At 65.4% G+C, this 18228-nt stretch carries 13 protein-coding genes and 1 pseudogene; 10 read left to right on the top strand and 4 right to left on the bottom strand.

All coding sequences use genetic code 11. The features are described 5' to 3' along the window. Positions 1-41: 41 nt before the first annotated feature. From ASE10_RS21345 to ASE10_RS19860, 5 genes and pseudogenes are all read left to right on the top strand, one after another. Positions 42-3886: pseudogene (locus tag ASE10_RS21345) on the top strand (DUF6531 domain-containing protein); the annotation flags it as partial. Position 3887: 1 nt separating this feature from the next. Further along, positions 3888-5099: RHS repeat-associated core domain-containing protein (locus tag ASE10_RS20870; RefSeq protein ID WP_235567527.1), on the top strand; the 1212-nt coding region annotated here is incomplete at its 5' end. 2 nt (positions 5100-5101) lie between these two features. Continuing rightward, positions 5102-5419, top strand: a complete 318-nt coding sequence (locus ASE10_RS19870) for a hypothetical protein (protein ID WP_157480951.1) — start codon at positions 5102-5104, stop codon at positions 5417-5419. A gap of 636 nt (positions 5420-6055) precedes the next feature. Then, entirely contained in the window at positions 6056-6427 is a 372-nt protein-coding gene (locus ASE10_RS19865; protein WP_157480950.1) for a hypothetical protein, read from the top strand. 419 nt (positions 6428-6846) lie between these two features. Continuing rightward, positions 6847-7206, top strand: a complete 360-nt coding sequence (locus tag ASE10_RS19860; protein WP_157480949.1) for a hypothetical protein — start codon at positions 6847-6849, stop codon at positions 7204-7206. Positions 7207-7539: 333 nt separating this feature from the next. Here ASE10_RS19860 and xth read toward each other — a convergent pair whose 3' ends face one another. Then, positions 7540-8334 (bottom strand): exodeoxyribonuclease III, encoded by a 795-nt coding sequence (gene xth, locus ASE10_RS00345; RefSeq protein ID WP_056305646.1) that lies wholly within the window; start codon positions 8332-8334, stop codon positions 7540-7542. A gap of 205 nt (positions 8335-8539) precedes the next feature. On the opposite strand from xth, the gene ASE10_RS19345 reads away from it, so the two are divergent. Next, on the top strand, positions 8540-8704 hold the full coding sequence (locus tag ASE10_RS19345) for a DUF1328 domain-containing protein (RefSeq protein ID WP_082559598.1): 165 nt from the start codon (positions 8540-8542) through the stop codon (positions 8702-8704). A 171-nt stretch (positions 8705-8875) separates the two neighbouring features. On the opposite strand, the gene paoC is transcribed toward ASE10_RS19345, so the two are convergent. From paoC to paoA, 3 genes are read right to left on the bottom strand one after another with little or no spacing between them, the layout of a single operon-like run. Beyond that, entirely contained in the window at positions 8876-11068 is a 2193-nt protein-coding gene (gene paoC / locus ASE10_RS00340; RefSeq protein ID WP_056305502.1) for an aldehyde oxidoreductase molybdenum-binding subunit PaoC, read from the bottom strand. Then, positions 11065-12021: a xanthine dehydrogenase family protein subunit M gene (locus ASE10_RS00335; protein WP_056305501.1), complete on the bottom strand. Its 957-nt coding sequence runs from the start codon at positions 12019-12021 to the stop codon at positions 11065-11067. The genes paoC and ASE10_RS00335 overlap by 4 nt, the downstream gene beginning before the upstream one ends. After that, positions 12018-12674 (bottom strand): aldehyde dehydrogenase iron-sulfur subunit PaoA, encoded by a 657-nt coding sequence (gene paoA, locus ASE10_RS00330; RefSeq protein WP_056305499.1) that lies wholly within the window; start codon positions 12672-12674, stop codon positions 12018-12020. The genes ASE10_RS00335 and paoA overlap by 4 nt, the downstream gene beginning before the upstream one ends. Positions 12675-13148: 474 nt before the next feature. Between paoA and ASE10_RS00325 the strand changes: the two genes are divergently transcribed. The 4 genes from ASE10_RS00325 (at position 13149) to ASE10_RS00310 (ending at position 18178) form a co-directional block, all read left to right on the top strand. After that, positions 13149-14237 (top strand): SGNH/GDSL hydrolase family protein, encoded by a 1089-nt coding sequence (locus tag ASE10_RS00325; RefSeq protein ID WP_055901734.1) that lies wholly within the window; start codon positions 13149-13151, stop codon positions 14235-14237. 27 nt (positions 14238-14264) lie between these two features. Continuing rightward, on the top strand, positions 14265-14939 hold the full coding sequence (locus ASE10_RS00320; RefSeq protein ID WP_157480948.1) for a hypothetical protein: 675 nt from the start codon (positions 14265-14267) through the stop codon (positions 14937-14939). Between the two features lie 24 nt (positions 14940-14963). Beyond that, positions 14964-17429 carry an apolipoprotein N-acyltransferase gene (lnt, locus tag ASE10_RS00315; protein ID WP_056305494.1) on the top strand — a complete coding sequence of 822 codons (2466 nt, stop codon included), beginning with the start codon at positions 14964-14966 and terminating at the stop codon, positions 17427-17429. 287 nt (positions 17430-17716) lie between these two features. After that, complete coding sequence (locus ASE10_RS00310) at positions 17717-18178, top strand: hypothetical protein (RefSeq protein WP_082559597.1); 462 nt, start codon at positions 17717-17719, stop codon at positions 18176-18178. Positions 18179-18228 lie beyond the last annotated feature (50 nt).

The raw sequence follows: 18228 nt of genomic DNA, 5'->3' as shown, positions 1-18228 counted from the left end.
CGCTGCAGCCCACAGGGGAGCAAAGCAGTGATGCATATGGAATGTGGATCGGCCGGCCGTTCGCCGTCGGCCCCATCGCAACGATTCGCCGCGGGTCGCGCGTCCGTCGTGCGCCTGTCTCGGCGCTGTCCGATTTCGCGCTCAACCTGTCGCAGTCCGGGCGACGGGGTCGTCGTGTAATGCATTCGTGCGTGCGGCCCGGTGCCGTACGTAGGCAACACCCGCGCCGTCCGCTAGGCCGGCGCAGACAACTCGAAAAAGGGGATGGTATGGGTTACGAAGGATTGAACCGCCACCGCACCGCCGCGCGTACGCGCTGGGCGGCCGTCGCACTCGGGTGTTTGTCGCTGCTGGCTGGCGCCGCCTCGGCGCAGGAAATCGGGCAGGTCTGGGTCAGCGACTGGGCGTTCAACGGCCCGCACGCCACCGAGCGCGCCGTGCAGCAGGACATGGAAAGCCTGCATGATTTCTCGCTGCCCTATGGCCCCTTCAGTTTCGAAGTGACCCAGCAGACCGTGCTGGACGACCGCACGATCTACCAGTACGAGTTCGAACGCGTGCCGCCGGTAGTAGGCGAGTGGAGCCATCACACCCTGCTCGACCCGCAGCAGCCGAACGCGACCTTGCAGATGGTCGTGGACCAGATCACGCAGCGCCTGGATGCGGAAAGCGTGGGGCAGGGCTGCCCGGCGTCCACCGTCGTGACCGTGTCGCCGAACTGGCAGGTGGACAGCAGTTGGGACAATGGGCAGAGCCTGAACGAGAACACCGCCTACACGGCCAGCTATGCGGTCGGCTCGCCCGGCAATTGCACCAGTACGAACGAGAACGGCTCGATCTTGCGCAACCGTTCGATCCAGTGCCCGAACATCACCGTGCATGCCTGGAGCGCGGCCAAGCAGGCCTGCGCCGGCGTGCCTGGGTCGGAGATGACCTATGCCAGCGCGCCGGTGCGCATGTGCCCGAACGAAGAGGACTGCCAGCCGGGCAGCGGTAACAAGACCGAGGCCACGCGCGACTTCGACCTGGGCTGGGTGTCGTTCCAGCGCCGCTACAACTCCACCGGTTCGTCCGCGGGCGGCGGCTTCGGCAACGGTTGGACGCACTCGCACAACATCCGTCTGACCATCGGCACCGATCCGCTCAGCGGCAATTCGACCTTGCACTACGGTCTGGTCGACGAGAACGGGGTGCACACGCCGTTCAAGCCTGTGGGCGCGGCCTACGAGGCCAGCGATGGCAGCGGCGATCGTCTGGTCGCCGCCGGCGCGCAGTGGACGCTGTACCGCGCCGACCGCGTGCTGAGCTTCGATGCCGACGGCCGCCTGCTGCAGCAGCGCTACGACGACGGCTCCACGCTGAGCTATGCCTACGACAGCCTGCAGCGGTTGACCACGCTGACCCACAGCAGCGGGCGCACGCTCGATTTCGCCTACGCCTCGAACAAGGGCAATGCGCCGGTCGCGTCGATCAGTTCCGCCGGCACCGTGCTGGCGAGCTATGCCTATACCGCGGCCGGGCAGGTCGAGACGGCGACCTACAGCGGCGGCGCACAGCTGCGTTACCACTACGCATCGGCGTCGTTCCCGGCACTGCTCACCGGCATCACGGCCGAAGACAACCGCCGTCTGAGCACCTACGACTACGACGCCAAGGCGCGTGCGGACTACAGCGTGCGCGGCGATCTGGTGGGCGCCCCGACCTTGCTGGACTACGACCCCTCGGGCACGGCCACCGTCACCAATCCACTCCAGCGCACCAACACCTACACCTTCACCGCAGCCCCGCCCAGCGGCGCCCCGAAGAAGGTCGCCTCCGTCAACAACGGCGCCACTACCCTCAGCTACACCTACTACCCCGAGTCCACCGACTTCCGCCGCCGCCTCGACACCGTCACCGACCGCAACGGCACGGTGACCAAGCACGAGTACGCCGAACTCACCGACACGCCGTCCGGCCTGACCGTGCGCAAGCACACCGTCACCGAGGCCCAGGGCACCGCGCAGGCGCGCACCACCGAGCAGCGCACCGAGCTGGCGACCAACCGCGTGCTGATGACGTTGGTCGGCAATCGCGAAACCCGCATCACCCGTAACGCACGCCAGCAACCGACCTCGGTCACGGTGCGCGACACCAGCAATAACGCCACCCGCACCACGGCCTACGCCTACTGCGAAGCCGCCGACGTCGCCGCCAGCAACAGCACCTGCCCGCTGCTGGGCCTGCTCAAGTCCATCGACGGCCCGCGCACCGATGTCAGCGACGTCACGACCTACGCCTATTACCCCAGCGACGACGCCGGCTGCGCGTCCGCCCCCGCCACTTGCCCGCACCGCAAGGGCGACCTGTGGAAGACCACCAACGCGCTGGGGCAGGTCACCGAAGTGCTGCAGTACGACGCCCAGGGCCGTGTGCTGTCGGTCAAGGACATGTCCGACGTCGTCACCGACTACGAGTACCACCCGCGCGGCTGGCTGACCGCCACCAAGGTCCGCGGCCCCAACGCCGGCAGCGAGACGGATGACCGGATCACCTCCGCGATCTACGAGCCCACCGGCCTGGTCCAGCGCCTGACCCAGCCCGACGGCCGCTATGTCGTGTTCACCTACGACGCCGCCCAGCGCCTGACCGACGTCGCCGACAACGCCGGCAACACCATTCACTACACCCTGGACGCCGCCGGCAACCGCACCCAGGAAGAAACCAAGGACAGCGGCGCCGTGCTGCGCCGCCAGCTCGGCCGCGCCTTCAACAGCCTGGGCGAGCAGACGCAGCACAAGGATGCCGGCAACCACATCACCGGCACCACCTATGACGCCGACGGCAACCCCAACTTGGTCACCGACCCGCTCAGCCGTGTGGTCGACCACGACTTCGACCCGCTCAACCGCGTCTCGCGCACCGTCCAGGACCCGGGCGGCATCGCCGCCGAAACCCTGTACCAGTACGACGCCCTGGATCAGGTCACCCAGGTCACCGATCCCAAGGGTTTGAACACCGGCTACGCCTACAACGGCTTCGGCGACGTCACCGCGCTTACCAGCCCCGACACCGGCCTGACCCAGTACGGCTACGACAGCGCCGGCAACCTCGACAGCCGCCTCGACGCCAACGACAGCCAGGCGCACACCTACGACTACGACGCGCTCAATCGGCTGACCTCGGTGTCGATGCTGGCCACCAGCGGCGGCAACGACATCGTCTACCAGTACGACACTGTCAACGCCATTTGCGGCGCGGGTGAGGGCTTCGCGCAAGGGCGCCTGACCGGCTCCAGCCGCTTTGGCGTGCAACAGCGCTACTGCTACAACCGCTTCGGTCAGGTCACGCGTAAGACGCAGTTGATCGGCGGCCAACTTTTCGCGGTGAGCTATGCCTACACCGCAGCGGGTGATCTGCAGGCCGTGACCTACCCGGATGGCGCGTTGGTCGACTACGTGCGCAACGCCCTGGGCCGCATCACCGAGGTCGGCGTCACGCCGAACGGCGGCAGCCGCACCGTGCTGCTCAACCAGGCCGGCTACGCCCCGTTCGGCCCCGCGGTCGGCTGGACCTACGGTAACGGCCGCAGCCTGTCGCGTAGCCACGACTTGGACTACCGCGTCCAGACGATCCAGGACAACGCCAGCGGCGGCCTGTCGCTGCATTACGGCTACGACCACGCCGGTCAGTTGACCGAACTCAAGGACGGCCTGCAAAGCGCGTTTCTGTCGCGCTACGACTACGACAACCTCGGCCGCCTGACCATCCTGCGCGACGGCCCGAGTAGTACGCCGATCGAGACCTATACCTACGACGCCACCGGCAACCGCACCAGCCTGCTGCACGGCGGCATCACCACCGCGTTCACCTATCCCGGCAGCAGCCATCGCCTGAGTTCGGCCGGNACCGGCAACCGCACCAGCCTGCTGCACGGCGGCATCACCACCGCGTTCACCTATCCCGGCAGCAGCCATCGCCTGAGTTCGGCCGGCGGCATCGCACGCACCTACGACGGCGTCGGCAACACCACGGCCATTGGCGGTTCGGCGAAGCAGCTCAATTACGGCGAAGACGACCGCATGAGCAGCGTCCAGCAGGGCGGCGCCATCGTGCGCAGCTATACCTACAACGCTCTGGGCGAGCGTGTGGTATCGACCATCCCGGGCACGACCGGCAACCCCGACGGCAGCGGCGGCACGCCGGCGGTCAACACCTACACCGTCTACGACGAATCCGGCCGCTGGCTGGGCGACTACGACCACAACGGCGCCGTCCTGCAACAGGCCATCTGGCTCGACGACCTTCCCGTCGGCCTGTTGGCCGGCGCCGGCGCCGGCGCCAACCAGAAACTGCACTACATCGAGCCCGACCACCTGGGCACCCCGCGCGCCGTCATCGACCGCACCCGCGACGTCGCCATCTGGACCTGGGCGCTACAGGGCGAGGCCTTCGGCAACAGCCCGCCGAATCAGGATCCGGATCTGGACAGCACGAACTTCGTGCTCGATATGCGCTTCCCGGGCCAGCGCTATGACGCGGCGACGGGCCTGAACTACAACTACTTCCGGGATTACGATGCGGGCAGTGGGCGGTATGTGCAGTCGGATCCGATAGGACTTGAGGGAGGCGCAGCAACATATGCGTATTCCAAAGGGAGTCCCTTGCATTATTCGGATCCCTATGGTTTAGAGGCTTATGATGAATGTGAAACGCGCTCTATATTGGCAGAGGTTTTTTTGAACCTTAATAAGTCAAAAAATCCTTTGAGAAGGTTTCTTGTTGATTCTAATCCTACAATAAGAACTTGGAATGCGTTCAAGGGGCATGCTGGTGGCGGATATTTCGATTACAAGAATAGAGAGGAGGAGAGTACTTTTAGAATAAGAGGGAAAGTTTATAGCGCTGCCGCTTTCGGAAATTTCGCTGCTGGCTACGCCGGAATCTATTACGGAATTAATGGCTATTTCGGAGTTAGGGCTGGTGGCGTTCTGTATGATTACATTGACGGCAAATCAAATTGGGATAGAGATAGCATTGATGATATTAATGCTGGCGCCGAAATGGCGGCCAGGGAGGTAAGCTCTGGAGTTATCGATTCCTGCGGATGCGGAGAGTGATCATGATTATATTTATAATTTCTTCATTGGTTTTTTTGCTTGGTCTGTGGGTGGCCTTTTCTGGAAAGGGAGGGGCGACCCGGGCAATCTATGCGGTTGGTATTGCGAGTTGGTCAGCATTTTTGTTGTACTTTTATATGGATGCTGCAGTAAGGGTGGTCGCGCAGGCGCCTCGAGCAGAGATGTACTCGACCAGCGACTTTATCAGCGGCATTGTCGCGTATAGGAATGGGCTCGATTGGTTTCGTTTTTCTCTTTCAGCGGTCATTGCAGCGGCTGCATTGGTTGCCGGAATTCCTCCGCGAGATAAGCAGGGATAGCAGGCTAATAGGGCCAGTAGGGGGCGAATTACTTTTTGCAGGGAAGGGGGTGAGAGTTAATTCCCGTTTCCAGTGAATGTTCTTTTTGTTGCTTGCTATTGGAGCTAGCTTTCCTGCATGCAGTCCTCCGCCTACTAGTGCGTCTGATGACTATTGCATTCTCCGCGGAGGAAGTGGCGCGTCTTGAGCGTGATGCTCTCAAGGGCGGGCAGGACTCTGCCGGCTGTATCATGACACCTGCAATATCGGGAGCGGCTTGTCGATGATATCTTGGCTGATTATTTTCAAGGGCTATGGGGTTGGCCTGATAAGCTGAGGTCGGACATTGAATGTGGGATGGCAGTTCTTCTCGGTGTGTTTGAGTTCTATGCGATAGGTCTGCTTTTAGGGAAAATATTTGCCCGAGAAGATAAGTGAAGATATTGGTGTGGCGTTAGCTTAGGGTGCTCATGGCTTCAGGGTTTGGCTTGCCCATTCGAATAATTGCGATTTGCTCAGTCCGTTGAGGTCCGGCGTGATTTGCATTGCTGGAGCGATTTCTGGGCATGTCTGACTCAGCTACATCCGCGACAGCGCCGGTAACCTCGGCCTCGATGCTGGCCACCAGCGGCGGCTTGATCAAGGGTGCGCTCGGGCATGTTCGAAATAACTTACAAGACACTACAGGGTGCGACGTTGGCAGCTTTTGTCTTGCTTGCTTGCGGCTGCGAAGGATATCCAGGCGACGCGACTGTCAAGGATGACTTTCGGAGGCTTGCGAAGGTCAGGGTGCCCTCTGGGATCGATGTTGTACCCACCGTTACCTATCGAGCTGATGGTGATTACAAATCATTCTCTCAGGTTGTCGTGTATGAGGCGACTGCGAGAAAAGAAGTTGCGATCAAACATGGTTGGCTTAAGGGTGTGGTCATGCGCAATGGACAAGTCCTTTCCGATCGAAAAGTTGAGTTCCTGTACAACTGGGGAGATGGTCGCTGGCTGCTCGTCGACGACGGGCCAATTGAATAGGTCAAAAGCCAGGGTGCTAATGACTCCGCTTGAGAATCGGCTCGATTGCCATCAGGGCCGGATGAAGCTCTACCCAGGAGGTTATGGATGGTTAGGGGGATTTCTTCGCTTGCGGCCGAGAATGGCGACCCGGTGGGCCAGTACAACGCGGGGATGAGCTATATGGATCCCACTCAGGACAGGTATGCGCCAGGTCGCGCGAGGTTTTGGCTTGAGAAGGCAGCTAGTCAGGGGGATAAGCTAGCAAAGGATCGGCTCAGCGAGGCTCTTCGTAAATAGGAAGGTGGCTGGCTGCCTTGCTGCTCATGCCATGCCTGTTGTTCTGCCGTTGACCGTCCTCGCGCGCGGCAGTCAGATGACGGGCATGAGTGCTTAGTACGGCGGAAATTTCATTTGGCTGGGATACTGAGGTTTTAGCTATGGTTGAGAAGTCAGATTTTTTTCATGATCTAGCAGTGGTTCTTGATGCCTGGTCGCAAACATCTACGGACTCCCTTACGGCGGATAAAGCAGACCTGCTATGGATGGAGGAAAAAGACGGCTGTATCCGCATGCGTGAAGCTTTTGAGAAAGCCGGTGTCGAGAGTAGTGCGGTGCGCGCCGTTCTAAATGAATGCTTTCGAGGACTTTTGGTGAGTGCTCTAAGCATCATTGATGGGGCGACCGAGATGGTGAAAAAGGGCAGAGTTCATCTTGTGAATGAGGACGGCGAGCCCTTGGGGGAGGGCCTTCATCAGGAATTCGTCAACTATCTGTTCGACACCGTTCGGCTGAAGTAGTGTCGGCTCGCATGTCTTCTAGATCCGCTTGATGAGCAGTGTCGAGGGCGATCTGCTGGGGGCACATCTGGGGGCATTGAATCGTTGTAGAGAAGTCGAACCCTGCGCGAAATCAGCCTTGCAGCGCCCAATTTGGGGGAGCCCATCTCCACCATAAAACGGTCCCGAGAGGACCGCGAAAGGCGGAAAATCCCACGAAATCAGGGCTTCCTGCTTTTTGGTGTCCGCGTCGGTCCGAAGGGCTGCCGCAATCCGGTTTCTTTCGGCGGCAACGGTGAGTGCATGGTCGGCCTTCCGTAGCAGCGGTCACGATTGCGTCGCGACGTGCGCAGGTTAGACCAAACCGACTTCGACCCAGGCCGGAGCATGATCGCTGGCTTTTTCCTGCAGTCGGACCCAGCGATCCACGCCCGCGTCCTGCAGGCGTTTGGCCAGGGCCGGGTTGAGCAGCAGATGGTCGATGCGCAGCCCGCGGTCGCGTTCGGCGTGCTGACGGAAATAGTCCCAGAAGGTATAGATGCGCCGGTCGCCGTAAACCTTGCGCAATGCGTCCGTCCATCCTTGATCCAGCAGGCGCCCATAGGCGTCCCGGACCTCGGGCTGGATCAGGGCGTCCTTGCGCCAGGCTTTGGGGTCGTACACGTCTTCGTCGGTGGGGATGACGTTGAAATCCCCCACCAGCGCGACCGGATCGGGCAGCGCCACCAAGGTCTTGGCGCGGCGGCTGAGCGGTTGCATCCACTTGAGTTTGTAGTCGAATTTGGGGCCGGGCTGCGGGTTGCCGTTGGGCAGGTAGATGCCGGCGACCACGATGCCGTGCGCTACCGCCTCGATGTACCGGCTCTGTTCGTCCTCGGGGTCTCCGGGCAGGCCACGCCGGCTCTCGATCGGTATCAGCCCGCGCGCCAACAAGGCCACCCCGTTCCAGGATCTCTGCCCGTGCCAAACGGCGCCATAGCCTGCGTCCTCCAGCGCCGCGGCTGGGAACGCCGCATCCGAGGCCTTCAGTTCCTGCAGCGCGACCACGTCCGGTTTTTCCTTGGCCAGCCACGCCAGCAGATGCGGCAGGCGGGCGCCGATGCCGTTCACGTTGAACGTCGCGATCTTGAAGGTTTTTCGGCGGGTCATGATGGCCATCGCAGGGCCGAATCGGCGGCCTCCAGCCTAGGGCGGCTTTGATGCGCGATACGTGAAGCGCGGCTGGCCGCGACGTAAAGCGGCGTGGCGGGCCGCGGCAGCGTTAAGGCCTCGCCACGAGAAGGGCTGTCCGCGTATACGGCGCCATAGCGGTCGCTGCCGGACGATGGATCACCGGTCCAATGAGGATACCGCCATGCTCAATTACGCCCTGGTCTTCCTGGTCATCGCCTTGATCGCCGGCGTGCTCGGATTCACCGGCATTGCCGGAGCGGCCACCCAGATCGCCTGGATTCTGTTCGTGGTGTTCCTGGTGCTGGCGGCGATCTCCTTCTTCCGCGGCCGAGGACGCGCGGCCTAGCGCGGCCTCGAGCGCTGCCGTTGGAAGCGGCGGATGAAATCGATCCATCCTGTCGTTCGACGGGCTGGGTCCGCCGTTCCTGCGCAATAGCGGCCCGGCGAGCGTCGTGCCGGGCCGCGACGGCGAGGTCGCGCGGGCCAGGGCGGCGGCTGCCGGGCGGCGCCGCCGCGATCACGCCGGGAGGTGATCGAGCAGCTTGTCCAGCGTGATCGGGTAGTGGCGGACGCGGAAGCCGGTCGCGTTGTGGATGGCGTTCGCCACCGCCGCGCCGACGCCGCAGATGCCCAGTTCGCCGACGCCTTTGGCCTTCATCGGCGAGGAGATCGGGTCGGTCTCGTCGAGGAAGATCACGTCCTGGTGCGGGATGTCGGCGTGCACGGGTACTTCGTAGCTGGCCAAGTCGTGGTTGACGAAATAGCCCAGCCGCTTGTCTATCGCCAGCTCTTCCATCAGCGCCGCGCCCACGCCCATGGTCATCGCGCCGATGACCTGGCTTCGCGCCGATTTCGGGTTGAGGATGCGGCCGGCCGCGCACACCGCCAGCATGCGGCGCACCCGGACCTCGCCGGTGGCCGCGTCCACGCCGACTTCGCAGAAGTGCGCGCCGAAGGTGGATTGCTGGAATTTCTTGTCCAGGTCGCCGTACTCGATGGCGTCCTCGGCCACCAGTTCGCCGTCCTTCGCCGCGTCCGCCAGTGAGGCTTGGCGCGTTCCGTCGCGCACGCGGCCGTCGGAGAATTCGGCAGTGGCGGCGTCGAAGCCGAGCTTGTGCGCCACGGCCTCGCGCAACTTGATGCAGGCCGCGTACACGCCGGAGGTGGAGTTGTTCGCGCCCCATTGCCCGCCGGAGCCGCACGAGACCGGGAAGGCGGAATCGCCCAGGCGCACGGCCACGCGCTGCAGCGGCACGCCCATCATTTCGGCGGCGGTCTGGGCGATGATCGTGTAGGTGCCGGTGCCGATATCGGTCATGTCGGTTTCGACTGTGACCATACCTTTGTCGTCCAGCCGCACGCGGGCGGCGGACCGGGTGAGCAGGTTGTTGCGGAACGCGGCGGCCACGCCCATGCCCACCAGCCAGCGCCCGTCGCGGACGCTGCCGGGTTTCGCCGAGCGCTTGTTCCAGCCGAAGCGCTCGGCGCCGGTACGCAGGCATTCGACCAGGCGCCGCTGCGAGAACGGGCGCTGCGGTTGCTCCGGGTCGACCTGGGTGTCGTTGAGGATGCGGAACTCGACCGGGTCCATGCCCAGTTTTTCGGCCATCTCGTCCATCGCCGCTTCCAACACCATCAGGCCGGGAGCTTCGCCGGGTGCGCGCATCGCGTTGCCTTCGGGCAGGTCCAGCGTGGCCAGCCGCATGCGGGTCATGCGGTTCGCGCCGGCGTAGAGCAGGCGGGTCTGCTGCACGGCCACTTCGAGGCCGCCGCCCGGCAGATCGCCGGACCAGCTTTCATGGCCGATGGCGGTGAGCTTGCCGTCCCGGCCGGCGCCCAGGCGAACGCGTTGGATAGTCGCCGGCCGATGGGTGGTGTTGTTGATCATCAACGGGCGCTGCAGCGCGACCTTGACCGGCCGCCGCGCCGCGCGGGCGCCCAGCGCCGCCAGCAACGCGTCGGCGCGCAGGAACAATTTGCCGCCGAAGCCGCCGCCGATGTAGGGCGACATCAGGCGCACGTTCTTCTTCGGTATGCCCAGGGTGGCAGACAGATCGCCGACGCCCCAGTCGATCATCTGGTTCGACGTCCAAACAGTGAGCTGGTCGCCGTCCCACGCGGCGATGGAGGCGTGCGGCTCCATCATGGCGTGCGATTCGTCCGGCGTGGTGTAGGTGCCGTCGAACTGGACCGGCGCCGCTTCGAACGCCGTCGCGAAGTCGCCGGCGTCGCTGTCGGGCTTTTCGTTCTTCGGCGCGATCGCGCCGGCCTTGGCTTTCTCCAGGTCGTAGGCGCCCTTGGCGCGCACGTAGTCCACCCGGATCGTCTGCGCGGCGGCGCGCGCCTGCTCGAAGGTCTCGGCGACGACCACCGCCACGGCCTGGTGGTAGTGCTGGATGTCCGGCCCGCCCAGCAGCTTGGCGGTATTGAACTTGCCCTTGCCGAGCTTGCCGGCGTTCTTCGCCGTCACCACCGCCAGCACCCCGGGCGCCTTGCGTGCGGCGCTGTCGTCGAGGAGGGCGATCCGGCCCTTGGCGATGCCGGCGCCGACCACGTAGCCGTAGGCCTGGTTGGGCACGACGTCGTGGCGCTCGTAGGCGTAGGGGGCGGTTCCGGTGGTCTTGAGCGGGCCGTCGATGCGATCGGTGGCCTTGCCGATCACCTTGCCCTGGTCGATCGGATTGGTGGTCGCGGGCTGGTCGAACTTCATGCGGACCTCCCTGCGTCGACCAGCACGGCGGCGATCGTGCGTTCGACCAGCGGCTGCTTGAAGGCGTTGTCGTGGGTGGTGCGCGCGCCATCCAGCAGCGCCGCGGCGACCGCCTTGGCGCCCTGCGGCATGGCTGCGTCGGCGGCGTCCACGCGCCACGGTTTGTGCGCCACGCCGCCCAGCGCGACCCGGCCGCTGCCGTCGCGCTGGACGATGGCCGCCACCGACACCAGCGCGAAGGCGTACGACGCGCGGTCGCGCACCTTGCGATAGATCTGCCGGCCGCCGACCGGTTTGGGCAGGGTGACCGCGGTGATCAGCTCTGCGGGCTTCAGATTGTGCTCGATCTGTGGCGTGTCGCCGGGCAGGCGGTGCAGGTCGGCGATGGGAATGCTGCGGGACTGGCCTTGCGGGTCCACGGTTTCCACGACGGCGTCGAGCACGCGCATGGCCACCGCCATGTCGCTGGGATGGGTGGCGATGCAGGCCTGGCTGGTGCCGACGATGGCGTTGTGGCGGCTGAAGCCTTCCAGGGCCGAACAGCCGCTGCCGGGACGGCGCTTGTTGCAAGGCTGGTGGGGATCGTAGAAATACGGGCAGCGCGTGCGCTGCAGCAGGTTACCTGCGGTCGTCGCGCGGTTGCGCAACTGTCCGGACGCGCCGGACAGCAGCGCCCGCGCGAGCACCGGGTAATCGCGGCGCACCTGGCGGTCGGCCGCCAGGTCGGTGTTGCGTACCAGCGCGCCGATCCGCAGCCCGCCGTCCCGGGTTTTGGCGATCGCGTCGAGCCCGATGCCGTTCACGTCGACCAGATGGGGCGGCGTCTCGATTTCCAGTTTCATCAGGTCCAGCAGGTTGGTGCCGCCGGCGATGAAGCGCGCACCCGGCGTGGCCGCCACGGCGGCCGCGGCTTCGGCCGGCGTGCGCGCGCGTTCGTAGGCGAAGGCCTTCATGACAGGCCTCCGGCCGCTTCGCCGATGGCGTCGACGATGTTGGAATAGGCGCCGCAGCGGCAGATGTTGCCGCTCATGCGTTCGCGCACCTCGGCGGCGGTCAATCGTGGCTTCGCCTGCAGATTCTCGGTGACGTGGCTGGGGATGCCGGCCTTCACCTCATCGATCATCGCGACCGCCGAACAGATCTGTCCCGGCGTGCAGTACCCGCACTGGTAACCGTCGTGCTTCACGAATGCCGCCTGCATCGGGTGCAGGAGTCCGGGTATGCCGAGCCCCTCAATGGTGGTGATGCGCGCGCCCTCGTGCATCACCGCCAGCGTCAGGCACGAGTTGATCCGGCGCCCGTCGACGATCACGGTGCAGGCGCCGCATTGCCCGTGGTCGCAACCCTTCTTGGTGCCGGTCAGGCGCAGGTGTTCGCGCAAGGCATCGAGCAGGGTGGTGCGCGTGTCGAGTTCGAGGCTGTGCCGCTTGCCGTTGACCTCGAAGCCGACCTTCGACATCACCGGTGGCTTGGTTTCCGCGGATGCGGTGGCCTCGTTGGCCAGGGTGGCGATCATGGGCAGGGTCGTGGCTGCGGCCGATACGGTGCCGGCGATCAACACCTGCCGCCGGCTTACCCGGGTCTTGAGCGGAGAGTCTTCTTCCATTGGCTACGTCCCCGATGGGCGGATGGCTATTGGAATACCGCAAGGGCTCGCTATTAACACAGGAATTGCTATGGCGACGTGATCTGGCTGCAAGGAAGGCGGATTCGGGCTTGCATGCGCGGGCATCGGGCAGGAACGTCTTGCGCTTGATGCGATTGGGCTCGCGACTTGGTCGTTGCGGCTTGCGGACGCGAAGCTTCGCGCTTTGCGTCCGCGTCGATGCGTGGAGTCCTCAGCTGGAACTATGGATTTCTCCCGCCCATGTGCGGAAACGTGATGCAGCCCATTGCGGCTGTTGCAGCGCACATTGCGCGACCCTGGACCGTACGCTAGCGTCTGGGGCGATGGCGGGGGGAGGGATGCCCGAAGCTCGGGGCGTTCTCATCGTGAGTCGAGTTTCGCAGTTGGGTTTCGCGTTTTCTCATCGGACACCAGCCGGTGTCCGTGGCGCACCATCTCGAAGGGGAATTAAGGATGAAGACTCTGTTCCGCAATAGGGCGGGGCGGTGGCTCTCGGCTGTGGCGCTGCTCGCGCTGTCGGCCCCGGCCATGGCCAGCACGCTCAACCAGAATGTGTCGTGGACCATCGACCGGGCCGGGACCAGCACCAAGTACCGCGTCGTCGCCTACGGCGACTCGATCTTCGCCGGCTACAACGGCTCGATCAGCAATGCCGCGCGTTACTCGGCGCCGACCGTGGACGCCGAATACCTGTCGGCGCGCTGGAACGCCGACATCGAAAGCATCCGCCGCGCCAAGTCCGGCGCCGTGGCCAGCGACGTCTACAACAACAAGATCGTCGCCGAGCGTTCCTACATGCAGGCCGCCTCCACCCGCGTGGTGAGCTTCGAGATGTGCGGCAACGACGGCCTGCAGGCGCGTTCGAGCTTCAAGTCGCAGACCGGCACCTGCGACTACAGCGGGCTGGATGCGGCGGTCAATTCCTGCAAGACCTACGTGGCGGCGGCGATGGATTACATCAACGTCAACGCCCACGCCAACACCAAGCTCAAGATCGTTTCCAACCTGTACTACCCCGGCTACAACGCCGACAACGTGCAGAGCTCGTGCCGCGACGCCAGCACCGGCCAGACCGTGAACCTGCGCGACCGCTTCCTGCCGGCGATGGCCAAGATGAACTACTGGATGTGCGAGTACGCCCGCCAGAAGGGCTTCCAGTGCGCGGACAGCTTCGCCCAGTACATGGGCGCGGACTACGACAGCAACGGCGACGGTCAGATCGATTCCGACGCGCTGCGCTACGTATCCGGAGAAAGCGAGGCCAGCTACATCACCCGCACCGCGGTGACGCTGCGTCCGACCTTGCGCGACGCCAACACCAAGTTCGTCTCGTCCTCCAGCTCGTTCGACTACATCCAGTCCGACGACACCCATCCGACCTACACCGGCGGCACGGTGTCGGCCGGCCTGTGGGGCGGCAGCACCGGCAGCGGCGCACCGCGCTACTCCAGCTTCAGCAATGGCCGCAGCCCGATCTGGAACCAGTACGGCCACGAGCGCATGGGTTGGGCGTTGTCGGTCTATCAGCCGGCCAATCCCTGACGTACGAGTCCGACGGAGCACAGAGCCGTGGCCAAGCGCCGCCATCCGCAAGCCCCGTCGTCCCGAGCGGACGGCGAGGGCTTGCGTGTGATCCCGAAGACGCCCACTGCCCGCGGCAGGATGCTGCCGTGGGCGGTGCTGGTCGTCGTCGTGGTCGCTGCGGCGCTGGTGTGGTGGCTGCGGATGCCCGAACCTGCGCAGGCGACGAATGCCGTCGTCGCTCAGGCGGGCGTGGATCGCGACGCGGCGGCAATCCCGGCGGACGGCGGACCTTCATCCACGCGCGTCGCGCTGCAAGCCGCGTCGCCGCAGGAACCGCAGGCGATGCCGAGCAACGATCCCGACGATCTGGCCGCTTACTTCCAACCCGGCGATCCGGAACCCACCGGCGCGCAGGTGATCGAAGCCTTGCAGCAAGCCGGGGTCCGCACGGGCCTGGGCGCGTTCAATCCGCCCGGCACCAGCCCGCCGCTGCTCGGCCTGGCCGTGCCGGAAGGCTTCGAACTGCCCGAGGGCTATGTCCGCCACCATCAGGTCACCGACGAAGGCGTTCCGATCGAGCCGATCCTGATGTTCTCGCCCGACTTCACGCTGTACGACCGCCAGGGCCGGCCGATTGCGATGCCGCCCGACCGCGTCGTGCCGCCGGCGCTCGCGCCGCCCGGAATGCCGTTGCGGCAGATCCGCATTCCTCCGCGCTAAGACCGCGACCCGGAGTTCTTCGACTTGACCAAGGAACGGTTGTCTCCGTCCCGCTGGCGCAGCATCGCCGGCATCCTCGCCACCGCTGTCTTGCTCGGCCTGTACGCTCGCGGCGGCCCCGCCTGGGGGCTGGGCTTCGTTGCGCTGGTGCCGTGGCTGCTGGTGCTCGCCACCGACAGGACCATGCTGCGCGTGTCGGCGAACGCCGCGCTGATGAGCATTGCCTTCGTCGCGGCGGCGTTTCACTGGTTCGGTGCCGCGATCGGCGCCTACACCGGGGTCGGGGCGTCGACGGGGACAGTGGCGCTGCTCGTGTCGGCGCCGTTGTTGCAACCGCAATTCATCGCGTTCGCGCTGGTGCGCCAGTGGGCCGGGCGCCGTTACGGGCCGGTACTACGCGCACTGGCCGCGGCCTGCGCATGGGTGGCCTGCGAGTGGCTGGCGCCGAAGCTGTTGGGCGACACGCTGGGGCATGGCTTGTTTTCGTCCGCGGTGCTGCGTCAGGTCGCCGACCTCGGCGGCGCGGCGGGCATCACCCTGTTGCTGCTGCTGATCAACGAGGCGGTGGCCTTCGCCATGGAGCAGCGCGGCCGCGGCGCGCGCACGCTGTTGCGGCCGCTGGCGCTGGCATCGGTCATCGTCGCCTGCATGGCCGGCTACGGCCTGGTGCGGCGGGCCGCCTTGCAGGCGCCTCCGGTCGACGATGCGCCGACGCTGCGCGTCGCCATGGTCCAGGCCAGCATCACCGACTATGAGCGGCTGCGCCGGGAAATGGGCGCGTACGCCGTGGTCCGGCACGTGCTCGACACGCATTACGCCTTGTCCTGGTCGGCGATCCGCGATCACGATGCGGACGTGCTGCTGTGGTCGGAAACCGTGTACCCCACCAGCTTCGGCAGCCCGCGCAGCGAGGACGGCGCAGCCTTGGACCGTGAGATTCAGGGCTTCGTCGATGCCGCGGGCGTGCCCCTGGTGTTCGGCACCTACGACCGGGATGGGCAGGGCGAATACAACGCGGCCGCCTTCCTCGAGCCCGCCAAGGGCATGCTCGGCGCCTATCGCAAGACCCATCCGTTTCCGCTGACCGAGTACGTGCCGGCCTGGCTGGATGGGCCTTGGTTGCGCCGCTGGCTGCCGTGGGCCGGCGGCTGGCGGCCGGGCGACGGCGCGCGCGTGCTGCCGTTGCGCAGCGCGGACGGGCGCGAGGTCAACGTCGTGCCGCTGATCTGCCTGGACGACGTGCACAGCGATCTGGCCATCGACGGCGCGCGGCTCGGCGCGCAGGCCATCGTCGGCATGTCCAACGACTCCTGGTTCACCGCCTATCCTGTCGGCGCCCGCCTGCACCTGGCGGTCGCCGCCTTCCGCAGCATCGAAACGCGGCTGCCGCAGGTGCGCGTCACCACCAACGGACTCAGCGCGATCATCGACGACACCGGCGAAGTGCTGGCGAGCACTTCGATGGGCGACCAGGCGGTGCTGACGGCCTTCGTTAGCGCCCGCGATCCATCGCCCACCTTGATGGTGCGCTGGGGCGATTGGGTAGGGCGCGCGGCTGCGGCGTTCCTGCTCGGCCTGGCGGCGCTGGCCGCGTGGCAAGCCTCGCGGCGCCGTGCAAAGCCCGTGCCGGAGGCGGAATCGACGGTCGAGGTCGTCGTGTTCACACCGTTCTGGCGTGCGCTGGCCGGCGCGCTGAGGCTGGGCGCGGGCGCGGGGCTGCTGTGGCTGGCCTTCGACATGCTGCTGCGCACAGGCTTGCAGATCCAGTCGCTGTCGCAGCTCGGGCTGTTCGCCGCCGCCGTGGTGGCGCCGCTCGTGGCCGCGTGGGCGATCGGGCGCGCGTTCGTCGCGCAAGCGCGCGTCGAGGGCCCGCTGTTGGTGCTGGAGCAACGCCGGCAGCGGATCGAAATGCCGGTGGCGTCGATCGCCGCGCTACGGCCCTGGCGCGTTCCATTGCCGCGCAGCGGCGTCGACGTGCGCCTGGCCGAAGGGCCGCGCTGGACGCGCTGCCTGGCGCTGACGCGCCCGAACGCATTGCAACGCATGTTGGCCGCGACCGGCGTGCCGCAGCGCTGGGAGGGCGGCCTCGCGCGCGGCTTGGCGGACCTGGCCCAGGCGCGCGCGGACGCACGCCGGCCCCGGTTGGACCATGCGCTGCTGAAGTTCGCCCTGTTCCCGTTGCTGCTGGCGCTGGTCGCCTTCCGTCTGCATCAGGTCATCGCCTTCGGCGGCAGCTTCGGCGAGTACTACAGCTATGGGCTCCGTGCCTACCTCAGCGGATTGCTGATCTGGTGGGCGTCGTGGTCGATCGGTCTGATGCTGTTCGCCGCGTTACTGCGGGTCGCGATCGAAACTGTCGTCGTGCTGGCCATGGCGCTGCGGTCCACGCACGCAGCCGCCCTGCGGGACGCGCTGGAATGGCTGGGCCGTCTGGCGTTCTATGTCGGCGTGCCGGCTTGGTTGGCCTTGCGCTTATTGGCTGCGGGATAAAGGCGGCGAGCGTAGGCAGCCGGGACATCGGAACACAGCGATACTCGGCGCGCTCAACCCTGATGGGCGGGTACTACTCGGCTCTGTCGGCGATCAAGAAGGCCCGAGTCCGCGACGCCGTGTGAGCGCTATTCACCTCATCATCCTTCACATTTTTTGCAATTCCTTCAATCGAAACTAAACGCTCCATCGGCGCTGCCACGACAATTCACGCTCCTATTCCGCAGCATGCCTAGAGTGGATTTGCCGGTGCCGATTAGCGCCGGTCCCCCACAGGAGTATGCGAAATGAGCGATGTCAAAAAAGACCATAGCGTCGGTGCAGGCACTGGTGCGGTTGCGGGCGCGATCGCAGGAGCGGCGATCGGCTCAGCCGCCGGACCCGCCGGCAGTGCGGTGGGAGCGGTAGTCGGTGGTGTGGTGGGCGCCAAGGCCGGCGATTCGATCGCGGAAGCGGTCAACCCGACCGAGTACGTCACCTATTTCCGCAACGAATACCGGAATTCCCCGACCTACATTTCGGGGCGCGAATGGAGCGATTACGAGCCGGCCTACAAGTACGGCTACGACACCTACGGAACGTATCGCGGCAGGAGCTTCGACTCCGTCGAGAGCGATCTGCAGCGCAAGTGGGATGAAACCCGCTCCGCATCGCGTCTGCCCTGGGACGAGGCCAGGCACGCCGTGCGCGAGGGTTGGCATTACATCGAGCGCGCGATGCCGGGCGACGCGGACAAAGACGGGCGCTAAGGGTCCCGTTTCGGCAAGGCTCAGAAGGGCCGGAAAGCCATCGAGGCTTC

This window comes from Lysobacter sp. Root76 (genome assembly GCF_001428685.1).
Lineage (GTDB): Bacteria > Pseudomonadota > Gammaproteobacteria > Xanthomonadales > Xanthomonadaceae > Lysobacter.
This window is presented reverse-complemented; position numbering and strand designations above follow the sequence as displayed.